Raw genomic sequence first — 21,483 nt, forward strand, 5'->3', positions numbered from 1 at the left:
CGTATTTATTGTTAGCTGAAATGTTTATGTCCCAGCCTCTTTTTGCTTTAGTTATAGTACTAAATTTTTTTTATTAAAAAAAGAAATGAAGAATGTAGTAACAAATTGCAGCGATGCTTGCTGAAATTGGCAATGTAATTACCCATGTAATAATCATTCGTTGTGCTGTTCCCCATTTAACCCCTTTTAAGCGGTGTGCTGATCCAACACCAAGAATAGAAGAAGAAATAACATGGGTTGTACTAACTGGAAGATGAATTAAAGTTGATCCGAAAATAATCATTGCCCCTGATAAATCAGCTGCAACGCCATTTACTGGTCGGATTTTCATAATATTTCCACCAACTGTTTTAATAATTCTCCATCCACCGACAGAAGTTCCGAGTCCCATTGCAGTAGCACATGCTAATTGCACCCAAAATGGCACATCACCAGTTGAAACATAATTATTAGCTAATAATGCCATTGTGATAATTCCCATTGCTTTTTGAGCGTCATTAGTTCCATGTGTATAAGATTGCAATGCTGCTGTGAATATTTGAAAATAACGGAACCGTCTATTTGTTTTTGTTAAATTTAAATCCCTAAAGAAGAATTTAAAAATGGAGTATATGATAAATCCAACAACAAAGGCGATGATTGGTGAGAGAATCAATGCCTCAATAATTTTAATAAAACCAGTATAATTAAGCGATGAGAATCCAGATGAAGCAATAGCAGCTCCAGCGATTGACCCAATAATTGCATGGGATGAGCTACTTGGTATTCCGAAATACCATGTAACCAAATTCCATATAATTGCAGAAATCAATGCAGCAAGGATAACGAGTGAACCATTTGTTAAAGCAAATGGGTCTACAATCCCCTTTGTAATTGTTTTTGCAACGCCTGTAAATGTCATTGCACCAACAAAGTTCATACATGCTGCCATAATAATCGCATGCTTTGGTTTTAATGCTTTTGTTGACACTGCAGTCGCAATGGAGTTGGCTGTATCATGGAAGCCATTGATAAAGTCAAATGCTAATGCAAAGACAACGATTAATATAGTAAGTATTAATAATGTATTCATTGGAAAAAGACTCCTTACGCGTTCTTCATAATAATACTTTCAAGTGTGTTTGCGACACTTTGACAGTAGTCTGCAATATCCTCAAGATTTTCATAAACTTCTTTATATTGGATAATGCGAATTGGATCTTTTTCTACAGAGAACAGATTTTTAATAGATTGTCGTAAAATGCCATCACATTTTGATTCATGATCTTTAATTCTAATAGCATACTCTCTAATTTTAGGTAATTTCTTTGTTGTAAGTAGGTCTACTGCTTTGTCAATTTCAACTGCACAATTCTTTATTTCTTCCACAAAGCGAAGCATATATTCATCTGCACTAATAATATTGTACATTTCAAATAGTGCTGCAGTATGCTCTAAACCATCTAATACATCATCCATACTCATCGTAAGAGCTAGTATGTCTTCTCTTTCAATCGGTGTAATAAATGCTTTATTTAATTCAGTGATTACTTCATGAACATATGTATCACCTTTTGTTTCGATTTCTTTCATTGTTTCAGAAAAAGTTTTTAAATCGCTAACATTTGTCAATTTATAGTCAGCAAAAAAGTCTGCTCCTTCTTTTAAATTTGAAGCGATATTTTTTAACATAACAGCAAACTTATCTTGTTTTTTAAAAACCATTGCGGTTACCTCCATTAATATATAACAAATTATGACTAAGCCTTACATATTTTATAGGAAACTTGTCGAATAGCCTAGTGTTTTTTTAATAAATTTACAAAATCTTAATATTTGATTTACGAAATTTTAAGAAAATAGCCTTACATATTTACAAAGTTTGCACTAATTTAACATTTTTAGTGATATTCCCTTCGATTTCTCCTTTCCTAACAACCGTGTCCAATTTGTTATTCTAGAATATAGTAATAACATAATTCCTAGGGAGGAGGAGGTACCGTGTTAATCGATGACACGATTCTTATTCGAAAAACACAAGAGACAGAATTAACTTATGTGCGAAAAACAGAAAAAGATCCTACTAATAGTCCTTATATATTACAATGGTCCTTACAGGAACATAAAAGGGCGCTTACAGATAATCCTAATATATTACATTTACTTGTTATCGAAAGATTATCGAATAAACCAGTTGGCTATGTCCTAATAAATGGATTGGAAGATGAAAATGATAGCATGGAAATAAAAAGAATTGCTTTTTCGGAAAAAGGAAAAGGATATGGAAGAAAAATGTTGCACTTAATAAAACAATGGGCTTTTACTGACATGCATGCAAATCGATTATGGCTCGAGGTAGTAGATCACAACTTCCGTGCAAAATCTCTATATGAATCAGAGGGATTTAAGATAGAGGGATTACAACGAGAAGCAATAAAAATAAATAATAATTACCAATCAATTTATATGATGTCCATATTAAGGAAGGAATATCAAGAAAATAAATGATTATTAAGCGAATAATGGATGTAATATAAAGGAAGAAAAAGGTGAAAAAGTGGAGAAGCAAGTAGTCTTAATAACAGGAGCAAACAGTGGATTTGGTCAATTAATGGCACTAGAATTTGCAAAATCAGAATATATCGTTATAGCATCAATGAGAGATAGGAACAAAGGAAAACAATTAATCGATACGGCAACAAAATTAGGGGTAATATCCAATATTAAGATCACCTCTTTGGATATTACTTCTGCCCAATCGGTAGAGAACTTAACGTTAATGTTGCAGGATATTGGACAAGTCGATTTATTGATAAATAATGCTGGCTATGCTGGAGGTGGTTTTTCGGAGGAAATTCCGATTGATGAATATCAGCTTCAGATGGAAACAAATTTTTTGGGGGCAATTCGTGTAACGCAAAGTGTACTTCCTTTCATGAGAGAGAAAGGGAGTGGAATGATTATTAATATGAGTAGTATAAGTGGAAAAATTGGATTTCCGGGTTTATCACCATATGTCTCTTCTAAGTTTGCATTAGAAGGATGGAGTGAGAGCTTAAGATTAGAATTGGCTCCTTTTTCTATTCCGGTAATTCTTGTAGAACCTGGATCTTTTCAAACTAATATTTGGACTACAGGAAAGAAGGTAACCGTAAAATCCACCTTGTCTTCTTCTCCGTATTTTTCATACATGAAACAATTGGATACATATTTACAAAGAAATAGAATAAAGGATGGAGATCCAATGGAAGTAGCGAAAAAAGTAGTTGCGATCGCTCAAACAAAGCATCCAAGATTGCGCTATGTCATTGGGAAAGGAACGAGAAGTACAATCCTGTTAAAGAACATGCTTCCTTGGAAATGGTGGGAGAAAATCGTTCTATTTATCTTAAATTCAAAATATATTAAGAAGTAGTCTTTTTGTTGTTAGAAGCAAGAAGAGGTTATTGAACGAGTATTTATATGAAAAAGTTAAATCAAAATTATAGAGAAGTATTCAAATAAGTGTTATTATATGGATAATTCTGATTTTGGGGGTGTTTTGTTTGGTCAAAAGCATCGAACATAAAGTGAAACTACATAACGGAGTAGAGATACCTCAATTAGGTATCGGCGTCTTTAAAGTAGAAGAAGGAGAGACAGTAATCCAAACGGTAAAAGCAGCTTTGGAACTTGGCTATCGTTCTATCGATACTGCCGCCATTTATAAGAATGAAGAAGGGGTAGGTAAAGCGATAAAAGAAAGCGCTGTCTTGAGGAATTCTCTATTTATCACCACAAAAGTTTGGAATGAAGACCAAGGGTATGATTCTACACTACGTGCATTTGAAGCGAGTTTAAAGAAATTGGATTTGGACTATCTTGATCTATATTTAATTCATTGGCCAGGAAAAGATAAATACGTCGAAACATGGAAAGCACTTGAAAGACTGTATGACGAAGGAGTCGTTAAGGCAATTGGAGTAAGTAATTTTCAGGAACATCATTTAGAGCATTTGCTAGCAAATGCGAATGAGGTTCCAACCGTTAATCAGATTGAACTCCATCCAAGACTTTCGCAAGAGAAATTAAGGGAGTACTGTCAGCAAAAAGAGATAAAAATTGAAGCCTGGTCACCGATAGCTAAAGGTCGATTAGTAAATGAACCAACCCTTAACTATATTGCAAAAAAACATGGCAAGACACCAGTTCAAGTTATTTTACGTTGGCATCTCCAAAATGGAAACATCATTATTCCAAAATCGATTCATCCTGAAAGAATAAAAGAAAATGCGGAGATATTTGATTTTCAACTTAGCTTGGTAGAAATGGATCAAATAGATCGATTAAATATGAACGAACGACTTGGAAGTAATCCAGATGAAGTGATTTTTTAATTTCTTGCACTTTTATTTATTTTAATAGGAACAAAAGATCTATGCCAAATTATAAAATGGTGTAGATCTTTTTTTGAAACATATTATCAAAATCTTCCTAACAAAATGAATGTTTTTAGTAGGTTTAAAAGAATCAAAGGGTGGTAAATATAAGTACAAGCAGATAGTGAAAAAAACCGTACGGGTAAATAATAAGCTGCAGCATGATTCCTCACTATCTCATGTTAAAAAATTAAACACTATAATAAAAGGAGTGTTATATATGGGATTTCTATGGTCATTAATTATAGGTGGTATTATTGGATGGTTAGCGGGATTAATCGTTGGTAAAGATATTCCTGGTGGAGTAATTGGAAATATTATAGCTGGTTTTGTTGGTGCATGGTTAGGATCATTAATTCTTGGAGATTGGGGTCCATCAATTGCAGATTTTGCAATAATTCCAAGTATTATTGGTGCAGTTATTTTAGTCTTTATTTTAAGTCTAATTATGCGCGGCATGCGTAAAACAACATAAAAGGTATAAAAGGAAAGGAAATGAGCTTTTTTGGCCCATTTCCTTTTTACTTTGTTTCCTTTAATATTTCTTCCCAGTTTGCATTAGGAAAAATTGGCTGTTTGTCTAATGGAGGTGCAAAGACAGTTATTTCCTCCTTAGAGATAGGATGGATGAATTGTAGTTTTACCGCATGTAGAGCTTGTCGATTAAAAATCGGTTTTCCGCCATATAGTATATCGCCAGCAAGAGGATGATGAATGGAGCTTAAATGAACTCTTATCTGATGGGTTCTGCCTGTATCCAATGAACACGAGATAAGTGTCAGTCCTTCATTTGGCAATTGTTTTATTCGTTTAAAATGGGTGATTGCCGTTTGTCCTGTTTCTGATATTCTTCTTCGGCTTCCGTGGTGCCTATCCTTCCCTATTGGTTTATTAATCGTTCCTTTTTTTTGTGATAAGAATCCTTGAACAAGAGCGATATAGGTTCTTTTAATTTTTCGTTCCCGTAACATATAATCGAGCATGTTTGCGATTAAATCGTGTTTAGCAAACAAAACACAGCCAGTTGTATCTCGATCTAAGCGATGTATATGCTTTAACGGTCTTTCTTCCCCATTCATAAGTAAATGGTAGGCAACTCCATTCAATAATGAAGACGCATCTACTGAAGAATGTGGATGTGTATCAATAGAAGCTGGCTTATTAACAACGAGCAGAAAATCATCTTCATAAAGGATTGATAAATCCATATAGGTCGGAATGATATCATTTGGTTGTGGCTGAAATAGTTTTATTTTTAAAATATCTTCCTTCTTGAGCATCGTATTCCAAGGAACATTTTGGTTATTTAACTGGACCTTTTTCTCCATTTTAAACAGATGAATTTGTTTTTTTGATGCCAACAATACCTCTGAAAAGAATGCTTCAATTAATAATCCTTCCCATTGTAGAGGGATTTTGAGCAGAAGCCAATCTCCCTTTTTTTCAAATATCATATAAAATCTCCTTTACTTCTCTATAAGTATACATAAAAAAATAGGTTTAAATTTGACATAGTCATCATATCATGGTTTTAATTACCACAGAAATGGTTTTGTGGGATATGGTAGACTAGTGGTAATAATAGAAACAAAGAGGGTGTCTCATTTCATGAAAGTAGTTTTTGCATCAACACCAACACAAGAGGAAAGAATTGATGAACTGATTCAGACCTTTTACTCGAAGATATTTCCTTTCTATTTTTCAGATAAGGAAATAAATAAGTTTGAACGGTTAAAGGTGCTTACGATCACTCCCGACAAAGCACAGCAATTAAGTACATTAAAAACATCTTATCAAGTAATTGCAAGTCTTCAAACCCTTGTGAATATTTTAGAAGCTCCAGAAGATAAACATAAATATAAACATCTATTTGCTAAAAATGTTCGAATTTTAGAGGACTTGGATATCTTCTTCCCATTTGATTTAGACAATTTTAAACGCAATGAGGATGGAAGTTCCTTTAATCAATCAAATTTTAGTATGTATGCAGAGGCAACTAATCAGTATTTAGTATAAACCTTTTATTGCTTGCACTTATTATTCCTATCTGGAATTAAAATAAGCCGTCGCTTATACCGCGACGGCTTATTTTTAAAGAATTCTATTTCGAAACACTATATTCTTCTAGCCACTGTCTAAATACTTCAGGTTCTTTATAGCCGTTAATTCTACCTACTTCTTCTCCATTTTTGTACTGAACGATTGTTGGGGTTGAATCAATATTGTACTTATCCCATCCTTCTTCGAATTCCCATAGGTTATATTGATCAATCGATACATCTAATTCCTCTGCAAGTGGCATTAATTCTGGTGTCGTCTGTTTACAATACACACAATTTGAACTAAAGAAGTATACGGTAACATCTTCTTCTGTTTTTAATTTTTCCTCGAGTGCATCAGGAACAATAATATTTTGGTAATTTGGATCATCTAATATTTCCATTGTTTCAGGTTCCAAATCCTCTTTTTCATATAAATTTCCTTCTACTGCTTTTTCTTTTTGCATATTAGATAAAAAGGCTACTCCTGCAAATAATATAATAATAAAAACTAAGAAAAAAATTACCTTTTTCATTTATTCATCTCCTTTGTTTTTTTCCAAATGATGATGCTACAAGTAAAGATAATAATAAATCCAACAAGTGCCATGAAGGGGATTGTGATAAAGCCTAGCCAATTTATGTATTCGCCTGTGCAAGGGACTGGTCCACAAGCGGCAGAGCTTTCAAAGATGCTAGCTAATTTTTGTTTCGAGTAATGGTAAATGGAAATGCATGCACCGAAACCTGAAAGAAACATTGTGTAAAAAGTGATTTTATAATCTTTTCGGATTACAGCAATTCCTAAAATAATCACAAAGGGGTACATTAATATCCGTTGATACCAACATAATGTACAAGGCACGAACTCTCTAATTTCTGAAAAGTATAGGCTGCCGAACATACTGAGAACAGATGCAATCCAAGCTAAGTATAAAAGATGCTCTCGGGAATCATTCTTTGTTTTTTCTTCCATACGATTCTCCTTTATTGTCTTTATTCAACCACTTAAAAACATTTTCAATATAGAAAAAGTATAAAGCTATTTGGAAATGATGTAAACAAACTAGTTTTAATGAAAGACAGAGATTATATCTGAAAAAAATGGGGAAATGTAGAAATAGTAAATAGAAAGTAACATTATTTGAGAAAAAAAGAAACATACATAAGGGAGTCAAAGATTATGACGAAATTGGACTTGTCAAAATTTGAAAAGAAATTAATCATACGAAATACGGAATACCAGGATATTGATAAAATTATGAAGTTACAAGCTGAATGTTTTCCCGGTATGGATCCTTGGAAGAAAGATCAATTAAACAGTCATCTCGATATCTTTCCAGAAGGTCAATTTGTAGCGGAATACGATGGGGAAATCATTGGTTCTTGCTCGAGCTTGATTATTAACTTCGACGAATATGATGCAAGACATACTTGGGATGAAGTGACAGATGGTGGTTATATAACAAATCATAATCCAGATGGCTATAATCTGTATGGGATTGAGGTAATGGTCGACCCAGCTTTTCGGAGAATGAAAATTGGCCACCGTCTTTATGAAGCAAGAAAAGAGCTAGTTCGGCAATTAAATTTACAAAGCATTATTATTGGTGGCAGAATCCCGAATTATTATAAATATGAAGATCAAATGACAGCTAGAGAATATGTGCAGGAAGTGCTGCATCATAAAATATATGATCCTGTGTTGTCCTTTCAGCTCATTAATGGCTTTACGTTAATGCGCATCAATACAAACTATTTGCCAGATGATGCACAATCAAAGAGCTATGCGACGATAATGGAATGGAATAATGTAGAATATATGCCAAAATCAAAACGCTTTTTCACGAGCAGCTATCCGGTGCGAATTTGTGTTGTGCAATATATGATGAGACAAATATATAGCTTTGAGGATTTCGCCAATCAAGTAGAGTATTATACAGACGTCGCATCTAATGCTGAATCAGATTTTGTTGTATTTCCAGAGCTGCTTACCTCTCAATTAATGTCGTTTATGGATGAGCGTGTTCCAAGTACAGCCATTAGAAGAGTGACGGAGTATACAGAGCAGTATATTGAGCTTTTTACAAATTTGGCGATTCGATATAATATCAACATCATTGGCGGCTCTCATTTTGTGAAGGAAGATGATGATGAGATTTATAATATTGCTTATCTTTTTAGACGAGATGGGACCATCGAAAAACAATATAAACTACATATAACACCGAATGAGCGAAAATGGTGGGGAATAAGACGAGGAGATGCTATAAGGGTTTTTGATACAGATTGCGGGAAAATTGCCATTCAAATCTGTTATGATATCGAATTTCCAGAGCTTGCTCGAATTGCGACAGATATGGGAGCAAAAATTATCTTTACACCATTCTGTACGGAAGATCGCCAAGGATACTTACGAGTACGCTATTGTGCACAAGCAAGAGCGGTAGAAAATCAAATCTATACCGTTATTGCAGGGACTGTTGGGAATTTGCCGCAAACCGAAAATATGGATATTCAATATGCGCAATCGGCGATTTTTGCCCCGTCCGATTTTGAATTTGCAAGAGACGGAATCGTTGGCGAAACAAATGCGAACATCGAAATGGTCATGATTGGGGATGTTGACTTAGAAATCCTTAGACGACAACGTCAAGGAGGAACAGTTCGCCAATTAAAAGATAGAAGATTTGACGTATATCGAATTGAGTATAAGAAGTGAAAAAAGGGATATTGTACAAATTAAAACCACGGCGTAAACCGTGGTTTTTTGGTGGAATTCTTTTTTCTTACATAGTGGTTGTGTGAATCCAGTCATCTTCCGCTAAATCGTTGGCGTGGTCAATATAGCGCAATAATGAATATAAATGTTTTTCTATGACAGAATAATCATGTTCAAAGTTATAGGCATGTAAAAATTGTTCGATTTTTTTTGAGAGAAAGTTATCCTGGGTTCTTACCATTAATAGGAGAAGATTATCCCATTCTGATCGATGTGTATAGTAAAGGGCTCGATCATAATCTGTATTGTTCATTTTATTGCCTCCTTTGTGGGAAGGAGATGATTATATTATATGAAAAAAGGTTAGAATGTTACCCACTAAAAGTTGGCTATCTTGATTTATAAGGGTTATCTATTTTTACCTGTATAATTTCTCGTGGTAGAAAAGGGAGAAATTTTCTTTAAAGTGAATAAGTAATAACATACATCCACAATATAAAGAAAAAAGGAGTTATTATGAAAAGGCGACTCATTATTTTATTGACAGTATGCTTATTTCTTTATGCTTACCCTAAGCAATATAGTGCAGAATCAATTATTGATGCAAGCAATGAATATACATATGAGGACTATCAGGAAGACATTTGGATTTTGAAAAGTAAATATAAAAAGCAATTACAGGTGCATACGATTGGAAAATCAGAGTTCGGCAGGAAAATCTATGCGATTCAAATAGGAACAGGAGAGAAAAGCGTCCTCCTTTCTGGAGCACATCACGGAAGAGAATGGATAACTTCTTTATTAACAATGAAAATGGCAGAAGACATTGCAGTTAACATGAAAAATGGCGCAAATTATCTCGGTTCTTATTCCATCTGGATTGTCCCGATGATTAATCCGGACGGAGTGACGATCCAGCAAGGAAAAATTAATAAATTCCCGTTTTTTTCAAAAAGAAAAATAAAGAAAATGAATGACGGGCTAGATGACTTTACACGGTGGAAGAGTAACGGACTAGGTGTGGATCTTAATCGACAATATCCTGCTGGATGGGAAAATTTACAGGACTCTAAAAAAGAGCCATCTTATAAAAATTATAAGGGGAAAGCACCATTTGAAGCAAAGGAAGTAAAAGCAATCGTTGAATTGACAGAAAAAATAAAGCCAATCATTGCAGTAGCTTATCATTCTTCTGGCCAGGAGATTTTTTGGCAATATAATAATGGTGTGAATGAAGAAAGAGATCGCATGATTGCAGAAGTGCTTGCACAAGAGACTGGATATAAACTTGGCACTCCACCAAAAGATGCAGTTGGCGGAGGATATACGGATTGGTTTATCAATACGTATCATTTACCTGCGTTTACAATTGAAATATGTCCATTAGTGGATGAGAAGAATCCATCCTTAACTAACTTTCCAGAAGCATGGGAAAGAAATAAAACGATTCCAAGAACTTTAATCGAAGAAGCAAAAAAAATCGATGCGATACATAAAAAAATGCTGGGGGATAAATAATACTAATAAAAATTATTGGAGGTATTTATGAAAACGCGATCCTTATCGATTCTTATTGTTAGCGTCACAGTATTAATAATGGCATTTATGTTTCCATCCCATAATGTTGCTGTACAGGAGTTAGATTATAAAAAATTCGGTTCAATTGCGATTGCCGTAGTAAAAGCGGATTATCCAGAGGAGTCTGTCACAGATTATAAATATTTAGGGAGAAAGAAAATCTCCGCACAAGAAGAGCAAGATTCCTTTCAATTTATTGTAAAAGAGGATGGGAAAGAAAAAACAGTGGTTGTCACTGTTAATCACAGAACACAAGATGATAAATTTATTTCTTTAGTTGTAGAAGAAGCGAAGTCGTAAAAAAAGACCAGAAAGGTCTTTTTTTATGACTTCTATTAATAAATATCTTTCTTCGTAAACACAAGAAATGAGATAATAACTCCAGCTACTCCCCAAATAGTAAGAACAATTAGGGAGAATGGGAGGGACATTCCTTCAATGGGCGGAATATTTCCTTGGAGATAATCTGTTAATCTTAGGTTTACCATGAAAAAGTATTTGGCTGACTCCCAAGAAGAAGCAATCGAACTAATAATCGAACCAGAGATCAAGAATGCAAGCATGGCACCCATTCCTGCAGCTGTACTTTTAATAAGCACGGAAAACATAAAGGAAAGTGTACCTACTACAACAGACACAAACCAACCAAGCCCAAAAACCATTAAAATATATTGCCATTGAGGTACTAAATGGACATTAGCAGTATTTAATTCACCAGCTTCTACCGTAAAACCAGTTAATATGGGAGCAGTCCAACCAACATATCCAAAGAATAGACCAGAAATAAGATAAGAAAATAATCCAAAGATAAATAATATAAAGGAAACAGACAGAATTAGGGTTATATATTTACTCAAAAGGATCTTCCAACGCCTTACCGGTCTAGTCAACAAAAGCTTAATGGTACCAATACTTTTTTCTGATGAAACAAGATCAGCTGAAATAATCATTACCATTAAAGGAAGAAGGAGCTGGATGGAATTGTCAAGAAACACACGCAAAAAGGTAGGAGCTCCTGGTTCTTGCGGATTAATATTATTATCGAGATAATACTGGCTTTGATCAATCCTAACCTTTAATTGAGAGCGGAATTCTTCAGAAATCCCACTAGAACCAATTCTGTTTTGCATATCTACGATGGATTGCTGTAAAGTGACTCGCCAATCAGCATCCCCCACTCTCTTTTTGACATTTTCCATTTCACGATACTGTGCATATGTAAACATCATAATCAATATTCCAATAATAATTGTTATAACTAATAGACGCTTGCTTTTGACCAATTTTAGCATCTCGTTATATATAAGTTTATTCAAAAGAGGAATCACCTCCTATAAGCTCCAAGAAAAGATGCTCAAGAGATGGGATTTGTCGATTCATCTCTGTAATATTCACGTTCGACTCCATCAATACTCGACTCCAATTTCCTACTTCTGCCTCTATATAGGGGGTGATCACATACTCCTCTTGAACATGGATAGAAGGAACAAGCTTTTTCAAGATTTCTATTCCCTTTTCTAAAGGAGTAAAACGCCAGATTAATTTCTCCTTTTGGGTTAATAAAGAATGAACAGATTCGGTATGAATGATTTTACCTTGTAAAATAATCGATACGCGATCACATAGTAGTTGAATCTCGCTTAATAAATGACTGGATACAAGTACACTGAGTCCTTCTTCCTTTGCAAGGAAGCGAATAAATTGCCGCATTTCTCTGATGCCAGAAGGATCTAATCCATTTGTTGGCTCATCAAGAATTAATACTTTAGGTCTGCTTAATAACGCTTGGCCAATTCCTAGTCGCTGCCGCATACCAAGGGAATATGTTTTCACCTTGTCATGAATGCGATCGGTTAATCCAACTAATTTTACAACTTCAGTAATCCGTTTATCATCTGAATTTGTTAACATTCGCGCAAAATATTGGAGGTTTTCCCAGCCAGTTAAATAAGGATATAATTCTGGATTTTCGACAATACAGCCTAAACGTTCCATTGCCTTTGAAAAATCCTTTTTTACATCGTAGCCACAAATGGATATTTGACCAGAGGTTGGTTTAATTAAACCAACCAGCATACGTATTGTAGTCGTCTTCCCAGCTCCATTTGGCCCAAGAAATCCAAATACTTCTCCACTTTTTAATTCAAAGCTAATGTCTTTAATAATGTCCCGTTTGCCAATTCTTTTTGTTAAATGTTGAACAGATAATGTTATATCATTCATTTTCATTTACCTCCCATGAAATAAGAGATGCTACACGTTCAGCCATCAGCTGATAGCCTTTTTTATTAGGATGGAAATGATCCGAATATAAATACTGCTGTACATTCTGCTGGAAAATGTCATAGGTGGGCACAAAAATCGTTTGGGCATAATTGGCGCATATCTCTGCTGTAGCATTATTCCATGTGCGAACTACTTGAGAAGTTAAGGCACTATCGTCTAAATCGTTAAATGGATTATATAATCCCATTAAATAAATGGGTGCATCTTTGTTGACAGAACGGATGGTAGCTAGAATGGTATGTAAATGCTTGGAATAGGTTGCCATTAATTTACTTATTGATTCTTCATCAATTTTTGTGAGGGATTGTCCTCCTTGAAAAAGATCATTACCTCCTATTGTAATAAAGAGAAGGTCAGCATTTGCCGTTTGTCTTTGTATTTCCTGCTCTGTTAATTGCTTGGCTAATTGCTCGGTTGTTAATCCTTTTATTCCATAATTAGTAATCGTTATTTCTTCTTCCGTTTTTTCTGCTAGCGATTCCTTGAGGTACCCTATATACCCTTTTCCAGTATCATCACCAGTACCACGAGTAAGCGAATCACCTAAAGCTAAGAGCTGTACACCATTTGTTTTGCTTATCTTTTGCTGTTCTTCGGATGTTGTTTGAAGATTATTATCTGGATGATTGTTATAGTCAACTAGCACCCATCCTAAGCCAATTAACCATAGCAAACAAACGATGGTTGATAATGTTAAAATGGAAACGGTTATGTTTTTTCGCAAATTTTAACCTCCTAACAGATGAAATTTTTCACAAAAACAAAGAGAAATAAACCTATCCATTGTAAATCTTTTTCTACTCGCCTTTAAATAGCGAAATAGAAACGAGGAAGAGTAAATGTAGAAAAGGATAAATGAAACAAGTCAGACAAGAAAGAGGTAGCCTAAAAAATACGAGTGGGAAATTTGTTTTTTAGGCAAGAAGGCAGAAAAAGGATTTTAATGAATGTCCTTTTTCTTAAATCTTCCACCGCGAACTTCGGAAATATTTGCTACTGCTAGAAATGCTGTCGAATCTAATTCTTCTATAATCGTTTTTAGCTTTGCTTCTTCTAAACGGTTAATGACACAAAAAATGACTTTCTTTGTATCTCCTGTGTAAGCGCCTTCTCCTTTCAAATACGTTACGCCACGTCCTAGTCTTGCTAGTATCGTTTCTCCTATAATTTCGGAGTGATCACTAATAATCCAAACTGATTTTGATTCATCCAAGCCAGCTATTACAATGTCAATTACTTTAAAAGCAATAAAGTAGGCAATTAATGAATACATGGCCCGATTCCAGGAAAAAACAAACCCAGCACAAATAAAGATAAATACATTAAAAAACATAATGATTTCACCAACGGAAAAGGGACTTTTTTTACTGAAAAGGAGAGCTAATACTTCTGTACCATCAAGGGAGCCGCCAAAACGTAGAACAATTCCAACTCCGATTCCGAGAATGATTCCACCGAAAACAGTTGCTAGAAGTAAATCAGAGGTGAAAACCGGTACATCATGCAATAAAATGGTAGTTACAGAAAGAACGCTAATTCCTAGCATAGTGGATAAGGTAAAGGTTTTACCAATTTGCTTGTAGCCAATGTAGAAGAAGGGTATATTAAGTAAAAAGATAAAGTAGCCTAGCTTTGCGCCAGATAAGTGAGAGAGAATAATAGAGATTCCAACAATTCCTCCATCCAAGATTTGATTGGGAACAAGAAATTCCTCAATCCCAATTCCCATTAAAATACTACCGATAATAATGAAAAATATCCTGCTCGCTAAAACTCTTTTTGGCATAATCTTATGCTGTGGTTTTTCTAGAAAAGCCTCTGTGTGTAAATTTGATGACTCCATCATCAATCCCCCCCAATAGTAGAAATTCTATGTAAAAAGCGTGTGAAAAACGAATAGATAGATAATTCTATTTTATCATACTAGTTTTGAAATGGATGCATCAAAGCTTCGTGGTTACTAATATAATCAGTAACGTAAAAGGAAAAACTCTAACTTTACTTAAACCATCCTTTTCTTTTGAACAATATAAACATGCCGATAACGATTATGGCCATAAGAAACAATAACCCAAAGTATCCATATTTCCAGTGAAGTTCAGGAATATTTACAAAATTCATCCCATATAAGCCCGCTAAAAAGCTAAGTGGCATAAAAATAGTTGTTATGACTGTAAGGATTTGCATAATTCTGTTTGAATGATGGGAATTGTATGAGAGATAACTATCTCTTATATCTGTTGTCAATTCGCGATTTGATTCAATCAATTCACTGATTTTTAATAAATGATCATAAATATCAGAATAATATTCTCTTTTCATTAAGAGAGCAGATAATTTTTCGGTATTAATCATTTTATATACCAAATCTTTCATTGGTACGACCGTATGACGTAAGGAGAGAAGCTGATGCCTTGTCGTAAATAATTCATCAAGTAATGCTTCCATTGTTTTTTTATCAGGATTTTCATCAATTTCTGCTAAAGTATCCTCAATCTCATAGACAATGGGAATATAATTATCCACTAGATGATCTAATAGCTGATAAAGAACGGTATATTGTGTCCATGCTCCAATATCGTCATTTGCTAACAAATTATTTACAGCACGAACTTCAATAGAAGTATGATGATGAAAGGTAACAATATAATTTTCCCCTAAGAAAATATTAAGTTCGTCTTTTTTAATTGTTTTAGGATTTAAACAATGAGTGACAAAAAAGGTGTATGTTTCAAAAAAGTCTATTTTAGGACGCTGCAAATTATGGAGACAATCTTCTATTGATAATGGATGGAATTCAAAAGGATGATGTAATTTCTCGATTTCCATTTCGATAGGTTGATCAAAATCAACCCAAAACCACCTATAATCTCCGTCTAAGATTTCTTCTATTGTAAGATCAGAGATTAGCTGATTGTTTTTCGTTATAGCTAAGGTATGAATCATATCAATAACTCCTTTATAATTGGTGTTATTAATTAGGATAGTTTATCCACTCTTAACGGACAAGTAAGACGCTCATCTTTTGTTTATGGGAATTCGAAAAAAGATCAATTGTCTGTAAAAGTAGAATGGTTGAACGAACCATCAGTGAGTGATGAAGGAAAGGCAATTGTTGCAAGTTTCTTTTTTTATTAGTTTATAACAAATGAAAAGAATTTTATGCAGGTTTGAAAAGGATTTGTTTTTTCTTCCTCTTAGCTAGAGGGTATGAAAGTTCCTAACAACTTCTGCTATAATAGATATATTAAAGGACGATAGTAAATAGGAAGTGTTAGGATGAAAATACTCGTAATCGAAGATAATGAAAGTGTATGTTCCATGCTAGAGATGTTTTTTCTAAAGGAAGGGTATGAAGGGAAATTCATTCATAATGGCAAAGAAGCATTAGACTTTTTCATGGAAAATCAGAACTGGGATACAATTATTATTGATTGGATGTTACCAGGCATGGAAGGTGTTACGATTTGCAGAAGAATTAGAGAGATTAGTTCTGTTCCAATTATTATGCTCACCGCAAAAGACAGTGAGTCAGATCAAGTTCTTGGGCTAGAGATGGGCGCAGACGATTATGTGACAAAGCCATTTAGTCCTTTAACGCTGATGGCTCGGATTAAAGCCGTGACTAGAAGATATCAAAAAGATGCGACGAATCAAGTGGATGAAAAATTTCTTGCAACAGAGCATTTTAAAATCAGTAAGGAAACGAGAGAGGTTATATACAATAATCAAGTCCTTACTAATTTAACACCGAAAGAATTTGACCTTCTCTATTATCTAATCAGTAACCCTAAACAGGTGTTTACAAGAGAGCAATTATTAGATCGAGTTTGGGGCTATCAGTTCTATGGAGATGAAAGAACGGTAGATGTGCATATTAAGCGGTTAAGAAATAAAATTGGCACGAAAGATCAGCCATTTATCCATACTGTCTGGGGTGTAGGCTATAAATTTGATGAATCATTGGTGAGTGACTAAGTGAGAAGAGCAACAAGCAATTTTGCTTATTGATTCAAATATCTTTGAGTTGAACTGAAAAATGTAGCCTTTACCGCGTATTTGGTAAAGGCTACATGTCTTATGATACAATTTCTGCTTCGGATGAAGGAGAAGAAAGAGTTTGCTTCATGGTAATAAGCTTTGTTGGTTGTTCGATCACTGTGGCAATTTTTTTTACCTCCACATATTTAACATGATGATCTTCCATTTCTATAATCTTAAAGGAATAGGATTCATAGTTAATGATATCCCCTTCAGATGCTTCATAATTGGAAGTAAGAATCCAGCCACCTAATGTATCGATTACTTCATCATTTATGCTTATTTGGAGTAGAGCATTCACTTCATTTATTAAAACTTTGGCATCCAATATATAGTGATTTTCTTTTATCGTCCGAACTGGAGGGATTTCATCACTGTCAAATTCATCCCATATATCCCCAACGATTTCTTCAATAATGTCTTCCACTGTAACTAACCCTGAAGTTCCGCCATATTCATCCATTAAGATCGCCATATGAATGCGATCTTTTTGCATTTTTACTAATAAATCTTGAATGGGATAGGTTTCAATGACTCGAATGACAGGTCTTATATAAGGTTCCAACGTTTTTTTTGTTAAGTTCCTGCTTTTTAATAATTCGGTCATAATTTCTTTTACGTTTATCATGCCGATTATATGGTCCTTATCCCCATCAGTAATGGGATATCTAGTAAATTGCTCTTTCTGTATAAGATGAAGTAATTCATCTAAGGTACTAGATTGTTCAAGGGAAATAATTTCTGTCCGCGGCACCATAATTTCTTTAGCAATTCGATCATCAAAGTCTAAAATATTATTTACATACTTATATTCGGATTGATTAATCTCCCCATTTTTATAACTCTCTGATACAATAATACGAAGTTCCTCTTCCGTGTGTGCCAATTCGTGTTCGGAAGCAGGCTTTAGTCCAAACATTTTTGTGATGACTCTAGATGAACCATTTAAAGTCCATATAAATGGATATAGCACTTTATAAAATAGGATTAAAGGCTTTGCTGTCCATAATGTAATTTTTTCTGCCTTATGAATAGCGAATGTTTTTGGAGCCAGTTCTCCAACGACAACATGTAAAAATGTAATAAATGTGAACGCCAAAGAGAAGGATAAGACGGTTATGGCTGTTTCAGGAACATGGATGATTTGAAGCAATGGTGATAAAAAATGCTGTACAGTTTCTTCTCCAATCCAACCAATTCCAAGTGCAGTAACGGTTATGCCGAGCTGGCATGCAGATAAATATTCATCAAGATTACTAGTAACTTTTTTGGCTGAAAGGGCATTTTTATAGCCTTCCTCTATAAGCTGATCAATCCTTGAACTACGAACTCTAATAATAGCAAACTCTGAAGCTACAAAAAAAGCAGTCAAAGCAATTAAAATGGCTATTATAACCAAGTTAAATATGTCCAAATAAATTTCCTTATCTCGTTTACCGAGTAAGGAGTCACCTCCTGATTAATTCAGATTGAAAGGAACTAAATCTACATTAAGTAAGCTACTTTTTGACGTATTGTCTATTTTTCTTAATAAACGAGGGTTGCAGGATGAGTTAGTATAATAATCGTTTTAAAGTAATCTTTGCTATTATATTCTTTATTTACATAGACAATCCCATTATACCACCTCACATTTGGATAATTGTATTAATAATTATACGGTAAGCCAAACTATCTAGTCAAACAATGATAATGTTAACTTTTTTAATTTTCTGTCTTTAGTATAGTGTATGAAGATAAAGGAAGCTTCATGTTCTCTATCCACTGATTCCTGTTAGGGACAGAAGAAAGAAAAAATAAGTATTACGATGAAACATTTTCGTTTAGCTGTTTCATCGTAACTAGTAAGGGGAAGTTTCCGATCATGGAAAGTAAAATCATTTTTCTATAGTTAGGTGTGAAGGTATTTTTTGAACATCAAAGGTAAAAATATGCTGTCGAATCATTTTGTCAATTTTAAATAGATAGCCATTATATTCGATGGCCTCCCCCTTTTTAATGTTGGGGTTTTGAAACAAAATCCAGCCACCAAGCGTATGAATATCCTCTCTATTGATTGTGATGGATAGCAATTCATTTACTTCTGTTAAGGATAGCTTAGAATCAAGGATATAGTGATGATCACTTATTTTTTGAATAAGCGGTGTTTCCTCTTCGTCAAATTCATCCCGAATTTCGCCAACAATCTCCTCTAATATATCTTCAGCAGTAATCAGACCTGCAGTACCGCCAAATTCATCATAAAGAATGGCAATGGAAGTTCTTTCTTTTTGCATCTTTAAAAAAACAGCTTGTATCGGTGTTGATTCAATTATATGAATAATTGGTTGAACATAGTCCGATAAAGATTTATTTTCATTACCATTTTTTATCCAATCAGTGAGAAATTGTTTTATATGGATAAAACCAATGATGCTATCTTTATCCTCATTTTTAGTAAGGGGATATCTAGTATACCGTTCTGTTTGAATGATATTTACTGCTTCTTTAATTGTTAAGTTATCAGATAATGTCACCATTTCGGTCCGTGGAACCATAATTTCGTTTGCCAATCGGTTATCAAATGCAAAAATGCGATTAACATAGTTATATTCTGAAAGACTAATTTCTCCATTTTTATAGCTATCTTTTAATACAATTTGCAGTTCTTCTTCAGATAGTGCCTCATTATTGGCAGTTGGATCTGAGATTCCCCATAATTTTGCTACTTGTCTTGACGATTTATTTAGGAGCCAAATAAAGGGATACATAATGGTGTAAAACCAGATAAGTGGTTTACTTACTAATAAGGAGATTTTTTCCGTAAGAATAATAGCGACAGACTTTGGGAAAAGTTCTCCAATAACTACATTAATATATGTAATAATCGAAAAAGAGAGTACAAACGCCAAACCTTGGGATAGAGCAGCTGGAACGTCCCAATTTACCATTAAAGGCTGAATCAACTTTAAAATGGTAGGTTGTCCTAACCAACCTAGTCCTAAAGAGGTAATAGTTATCCCTAATTGGCAGGCAGATAGATAGCTATCAATATTTTCAATTATCTTTTTTACTGTAAGGGCATTTTTATGTCCTTCTTCTACAAGTTGTTCAATCCTTGCAGGTCTTACACGAACAATAGAAAATTCTGTTGCCACAAAAAAAGCAGAAAAAGCAGTTAGTATGACAATTACCAATAGTTGCATTCCAATCATTATTACTTTCATCACCAATCATTTATTATCAAAGAAGTATTATCATAATTCTTTTATTTTCTTATTTTATACCTTTTCTTTCATAAAATAAAATAAAGAGAGGAGAGGATTTGAACAATTTTTGTTTTTTATCCTCATTTAAATGAATGGGACGGGAAAAATTACTGCTTTGCTGCCCATTCTCTTGCCAGCATGCTGTAGGAATATAAATCGTGATAATGGTCATAAAGAAATTCACCATCTCTGATAATTCCCTCTTTAGTAAAGGCTAGCTTTTCAGGAATTGCTTGGCTTTTTATATTTCTTACCCCACATTGTATTTCCATTCGGTTTAACTTTAAATAATAAAAAGCATAATTCAGCATGGCAGCTACAGACTTTGTCATAATACCATGTCCTTGTGCATCTTCTGCTAAAAAGTAACCAATGCTTGCTTTGCGGCTTCCCCAATCTATTTGTTGTAACGTAATCATCCCTACTAGCTTACCATTAAAAAAAATGCCTGCATTTAGTTCCGTTTGTTCAGTAAAGAGTTTATTCCATAAGGGAATAATGGTTTGATATTGATAAGGAGAAGTTATTTGATCGACCCATGGGAGCCACTCCCGTAAATACTTTCTGTTTTGATTAACGATTTGAAAAAGTTCACTGGAATCTTTTACTTCTAATAGTCGTAATCTAATCTGCTGATCTACAAAAATATTAAACAACATCGTTCATCCTTTCTAATTTTCTAAGAAGGAGATATCGTTGTATTTTATGCGAAGAAAAATATTTGGCTCGTAAACTTTGAAATCTTACGCTATTTAAAGTGGAAATTAGGCGTTTTGAAACCAGACAGTAATTTTTATAAAATATTGTAAAATAGGCTAAAAAATAGGTAGAATGTACCGATATTAAAGATATAGAGACATAACTAAGGCATTCTCTGATGGAGACGCTGTTTATTAGTGAAAGCGTTTATTTCATATCGGTGTTTGCTTAGAAATGGCCCCTTAATATGGACGGCGGAAGAGAGGATGTTTCGTGATGAAAAAGAAAAATAGTTTTAAAGTGAAAACGCTCATTATAATGAATGTGCTTATCCTAATAACTACATTAATTAGTGCATTTGTTGGTTTTTATGTCGCCAAAAATGAAAATTCAGAAACAGCAATAATCTTTATAGGTGCAGTAGTTATCATTACTGTATTAAGCTCATTTGTTTTATATGTTCTAATGAAAGG

At 34.0% G+C, this 21,483-nt stretch carries 23 protein-coding genes; 9 read left to right on the forward strand and 14 right to left on the reverse strand.

Annotated features, from left to right (window positions below; translation table 11 throughout):
• Window positions 1-73: 73 nt before the first annotated feature.
• Together ADJ83_RS18775 and ADJ83_RS18780 are read right to left on the reverse strand one after the other, a co-directional pair.
• Window positions 74-1,072: an inorganic phosphate transporter gene (locus ADJ83_RS18775; protein WP_031535733.1), complete on the reverse strand. Its 999-nt coding sequence runs from the start codon at window positions 1,070-1,072 to the stop codon at window positions 74-76.
• A gap of 14 nt (window positions 1,073-1,086) precedes the next feature.
• Entirely contained in the window at window positions 1,087-1,704 is a 618-nt protein-coding gene (locus ADJ83_RS18780) for a DUF47 domain-containing protein (RefSeq protein ID WP_016201885.1), read from the reverse strand.
• A 276-nt stretch (window positions 1,705-1,980) separates the two neighbouring features.
• Here ADJ83_RS18780 and ADJ83_RS18785 point away from each other — a divergent pair, with 276 nt between their 5' ends.
• From ADJ83_RS18785 to ADJ83_RS18800, 4 genes are all read left to right on the forward strand, one after another.
• Window positions 1,981-2,487, forward strand: coding sequence for a GNAT family N-acetyltransferase (locus ADJ83_RS18785; RefSeq protein ID WP_031535731.1), 507 nt, complete (start codon window positions 1,981-1,983; stop codon window positions 2,485-2,487).
• A gap of 49 nt (window positions 2,488-2,536) precedes the next feature.
• Window positions 2,537-3,394 (forward strand): SDR family oxidoreductase, encoded by an 858-nt coding sequence (locus ADJ83_RS18790; RefSeq protein ID WP_031535729.1) that lies wholly within the window; start codon window positions 2,537-2,539, stop codon window positions 3,392-3,394.
• Window positions 3,395-3,524: 130 nt separating this feature from the next.
• Window positions 3,525-4,355 (forward strand): aldo/keto reductase, encoded by an 831-nt coding sequence (locus ADJ83_RS18795; RefSeq protein WP_031535727.1) that lies wholly within the window; start codon window positions 3,525-3,527, stop codon window positions 4,353-4,355.
• 262 nt (window positions 4,356-4,617) lie between these two features.
• Window positions 4,618-4,872: a GlsB/YeaQ/YmgE family stress response membrane protein gene (locus ADJ83_RS18800; RefSeq protein WP_031535725.1), complete on the forward strand. Its 255-nt coding sequence runs from the start codon at window positions 4,618-4,620 to the stop codon at window positions 4,870-4,872.
• Window positions 4,873-4,918: 46 nt separating this feature from the next.
• Here ADJ83_RS18800 and ADJ83_RS18805 read toward each other — a convergent pair whose 3' ends face one another.
• Window positions 4,919-5,851 carry an RluA family pseudouridine synthase gene (locus ADJ83_RS18805; RefSeq protein WP_031535723.1) on the reverse strand — a complete coding sequence of 311 codons (933 nt, stop codon included), beginning with the start codon at window positions 5,849-5,851 and terminating at the stop codon, window positions 4,919-4,921.
• A 154-nt stretch (window positions 5,852-6,005) separates the two neighbouring features.
• On the opposite strand from ADJ83_RS18805, the gene ADJ83_RS18810 reads away from it, so the two are divergent.
• On the forward strand, window positions 6,006-6,413 hold the full coding sequence (locus tag ADJ83_RS18810) for a DUF5365 family protein (protein WP_031535721.1): 408 nt from the start codon (window positions 6,006-6,008) through the stop codon (window positions 6,411-6,413).
• Between the two features lie 85 nt (window positions 6,414-6,498).
• Here ADJ83_RS18810 and ADJ83_RS18815 read toward each other — a convergent pair whose 3' ends face one another.
• Both ADJ83_RS18815 and ADJ83_RS18820 read right to left on the reverse strand, forming a co-directional pair.
• On the reverse strand, window positions 6,499-6,972 hold the full coding sequence (locus tag ADJ83_RS18815; protein WP_031535719.1) for a thioredoxin family protein: 474 nt from the start codon (window positions 6,970-6,972) through the stop codon (window positions 6,499-6,501).
• Complete coding sequence (locus tag ADJ83_RS18820) at window positions 6,969-7,412, reverse strand: disulfide oxidoreductase (protein WP_031535717.1); 444 nt, start codon at window positions 7,410-7,412, stop codon at window positions 6,969-6,971. Before ADJ83_RS18820 ends, ADJ83_RS18815 begins: the two co-directional genes overlap by 4 nt.
• 204 nt (window positions 7,413-7,616) lie before the next feature.
• On the opposite strand from ADJ83_RS18820, the gene ADJ83_RS18825 reads away from it, so the two are divergent.
• Window positions 7,617-9,158 (forward strand): bifunctional GNAT family N-acetyltransferase/carbon-nitrogen hydrolase family protein, encoded by a 1,542-nt coding sequence (locus tag ADJ83_RS18825; RefSeq protein ID WP_109768306.1) that lies wholly within the window; start codon window positions 7,617-7,619, stop codon window positions 9,156-9,158.
• Between the two features lie 67 nt (window positions 9,159-9,225).
• Here ADJ83_RS18825 and ADJ83_RS18830 read toward each other — a convergent pair whose 3' ends face one another.
• A complete protein-coding gene (locus tag ADJ83_RS18830; RefSeq protein WP_031535713.1) occupies window positions 9,226-9,471 on the reverse strand; it encodes a YhdB family protein in 246 nt (81 codons plus the stop codon).
• A 203-nt stretch (window positions 9,472-9,674) separates the two neighbouring features.
• Here ADJ83_RS18830 and ADJ83_RS18835 point away from each other — a divergent pair, with 203 nt between their 5' ends.
• Complete coding sequence (locus ADJ83_RS18835) at window positions 9,675-10,676, forward strand: M14 family zinc carboxypeptidase (RefSeq protein ID WP_035416050.1); 1,002 nt, start codon at window positions 9,675-9,677, stop codon at window positions 10,674-10,676.
• A gap of 27 nt (window positions 10,677-10,703) precedes the next feature.
• Window positions 10,704-11,036 (forward strand): DUF3889 domain-containing protein, encoded by a 333-nt coding sequence (locus tag ADJ83_RS18840; RefSeq protein ID WP_031535709.1) that lies wholly within the window; start codon window positions 10,704-10,706, stop codon window positions 11,034-11,036.
• Window positions 11,037-11,071: 35 nt separating this feature from the next.
• Here the strand turns inward: ADJ83_RS18840 and ADJ83_RS18845 are convergent, their stop codons facing one another.
• The 5 genes from ADJ83_RS18845 to corA all read right to left on the reverse strand — a co-directional run bounded on the left by ADJ83_RS18845 (window position 11,072) and on the right by corA (window position 15,968).
• Window positions 11,072-12,052, reverse strand: coding sequence for an ABC transporter permease (locus ADJ83_RS18845; protein WP_031535707.1), 981 nt, complete (start codon window positions 12,050-12,052; stop codon window positions 11,072-11,074).
• Window positions 12,045-12,959, reverse strand: coding sequence for an ABC transporter ATP-binding protein (locus tag ADJ83_RS18850; RefSeq protein WP_031535705.1), 915 nt, complete (start codon window positions 12,957-12,959; stop codon window positions 12,045-12,047). Before ADJ83_RS18850 ends, ADJ83_RS18845 begins: the two co-directional genes overlap by 8 nt.
• Complete coding sequence (locus ADJ83_RS18855) at window positions 12,952-13,746, reverse strand: SGNH/GDSL hydrolase family protein (RefSeq protein ID WP_031535703.1); 795 nt, start codon at window positions 13,744-13,746, stop codon at window positions 12,952-12,954. Before ADJ83_RS18855 ends, ADJ83_RS18850 begins: the two co-directional genes overlap by 8 nt.
• 216 nt (window positions 13,747-13,962) lie before the next feature.
• Window positions 13,963-14,808: a YitT family protein gene (locus tag ADJ83_RS18860; protein WP_414630348.1), complete on the reverse strand. Its 846-nt coding sequence runs from the start codon at window positions 14,806-14,808 to the stop codon at window positions 13,963-13,965.
• A gap of 212 nt (window positions 14,809-15,020) precedes the next feature.
• The gene (gene corA, locus ADJ83_RS18865; protein WP_031535698.1) at window positions 15,021-15,968 is read right to left on the reverse strand and encodes a magnesium/cobalt transporter CorA; all 948 of its coding nucleotides are present in this window, start codon (window positions 15,966-15,968) and stop codon (window positions 15,021-15,023) included.
• A 333-nt stretch (window positions 15,969-16,301) separates the two neighbouring features.
• Here corA and ADJ83_RS18870 point away from each other — a divergent pair, with 333 nt between their 5' ends.
• Window positions 16,302-17,000, forward strand: a complete 699-nt coding sequence (locus tag ADJ83_RS18870; protein ID WP_031535696.1) for a response regulator transcription factor — start codon at window positions 16,302-16,304, stop codon at window positions 16,998-17,000.
• A gap of 100 nt (window positions 17,001-17,100) precedes the next feature.
• On the opposite strand, the gene ADJ83_RS18875 is transcribed toward ADJ83_RS18870, so the two are convergent.
• The 3 genes from ADJ83_RS18875 to ADJ83_RS18885 all read right to left on the reverse strand — a co-directional run bounded on the left by ADJ83_RS18875 (window position 17,101) and on the right by ADJ83_RS18885 (window position 20,967).
• Complete coding sequence (locus tag ADJ83_RS18875; protein ID WP_035416048.1) at window positions 17,101-18,477, reverse strand: hemolysin family protein; 1,377 nt, start codon at window positions 18,475-18,477, stop codon at window positions 17,101-17,103.
• A gap of 463 nt (window positions 18,478-18,940) precedes the next feature.
• The gene (locus ADJ83_RS18880; RefSeq protein WP_031535693.1) at window positions 18,941-20,257 is read right to left on the reverse strand and encodes a hemolysin family protein; all 1,317 of its coding nucleotides are present in this window, start codon (window positions 20,255-20,257) and stop codon (window positions 18,941-18,943) included.
• Window positions 20,258-20,418: 161 nt separating this feature from the next.
• Window positions 20,419-20,967: a GNAT family N-acetyltransferase gene (locus tag ADJ83_RS18885; RefSeq protein ID WP_048718708.1), complete on the reverse strand. Its 549-nt coding sequence runs from the start codon at window positions 20,965-20,967 to the stop codon at window positions 20,419-20,421.
• Between the last annotated feature and the right edge of the window lie 516 nt (window positions 20,968-21,483).

Source organism: Bacillus sp. 522_BSPC (assembly GCF_001076885.1).
In the GTDB taxonomy this organism is placed as follows: domain Bacteria; phylum Bacillota; class Bacilli; order Bacillales; family Cytobacillaceae; genus Niallia; species Niallia hominis.

Bases quoted from the DNA above. Each gene is read 5' to 3' on its own strand.
- ADJ83_RS18880 (WP_031535693.1), bottom strand. From the start codon at position 20,257: ATGATTGGAATGCAACTATTGGTAATTGTCATACTAACTGCTTTTTCT.
- ADJ83_RS18780 (WP_016201885.1), bottom strand. From the start codon at position 1,704: ATGGTTTTTAAAAAACAAGATAAGTTTGCTGTTATGTTAAAAAATATC.
- ADJ83_RS18830 (WP_031535713.1), bottom strand. From the start codon at position 9,471: ATGAACAATACAGATTATGATCGAGCCCTTTACTATACACATCGATCA.
- corA (WP_031535698.1), bottom strand. From the start codon at position 15,968: ATGATTCATACCTTAGCTATAACGAAAAACAATCAGCTAATCTCTGAT.
- ADJ83_RS18800 (WP_031535725.1), top strand. From the start codon at position 4,618: ATGGGATTTCTATGGTCATTAATTATAGGTGGTATTATTGGATGGTTA.
- ADJ83_RS18820 (WP_031535717.1), bottom strand. From the start codon at position 7,412: ATGGAAGAAAAAACAAAGAATGATTCCCGAGAGCATCTTTTATACTTA.
- ADJ83_RS18850 (WP_031535705.1), bottom strand. From the start codon at position 12,959: ATGAATGATATAACATTATCTGTTCAACATTTAACAAAAAGAATTGGC.
- ADJ83_RS18810 (WP_031535721.1), top strand. From the start codon at position 6,006: ATGAAAGTAGTTTTTGCATCAACACCAACACAAGAGGAAAGAATTGAT.
- ADJ83_RS18815 (WP_031535719.1), bottom strand. From the start codon at position 6,972: ATGAAAAAGGTAATTTTTTTCTTAGTTTTTATTATTATATTATTTGCA.
- ADJ83_RS18775 (WP_031535733.1), bottom strand. From the start codon at position 1,072: ATGAATACATTATTAATACTTACTATATTAATCGTTGTCTTTGCATTA.
- ADJ83_RS18870 (WP_031535696.1), top strand. From the start codon at position 16,302: ATGAAAATACTCGTAATCGAAGATAATGAAAGTGTATGTTCCATGCTA.
- ADJ83_RS18805 (WP_031535723.1), bottom strand. From the start codon at position 5,851: ATGATATTTGAAAAAAAGGGAGATTGGCTTCTGCTCAAAATCCCTCTA.
- ADJ83_RS18860 (WP_414630348.1), bottom strand. From the start codon at position 14,808: ATGCCAAAAAGAGTTTTAGCGAGCAGGATATTTTTCATTATTATCGGT.
- ADJ83_RS18835 (WP_035416050.1), top strand. From the start codon at position 9,675: ATGAAAAGGCGACTCATTATTTTATTGACAGTATGCTTATTTCTTTAT.
- ADJ83_RS18840 (WP_031535709.1), top strand. From the start codon at position 10,704: ATGAAAACGCGATCCTTATCGATTCTTATTGTTAGCGTCACAGTATTA.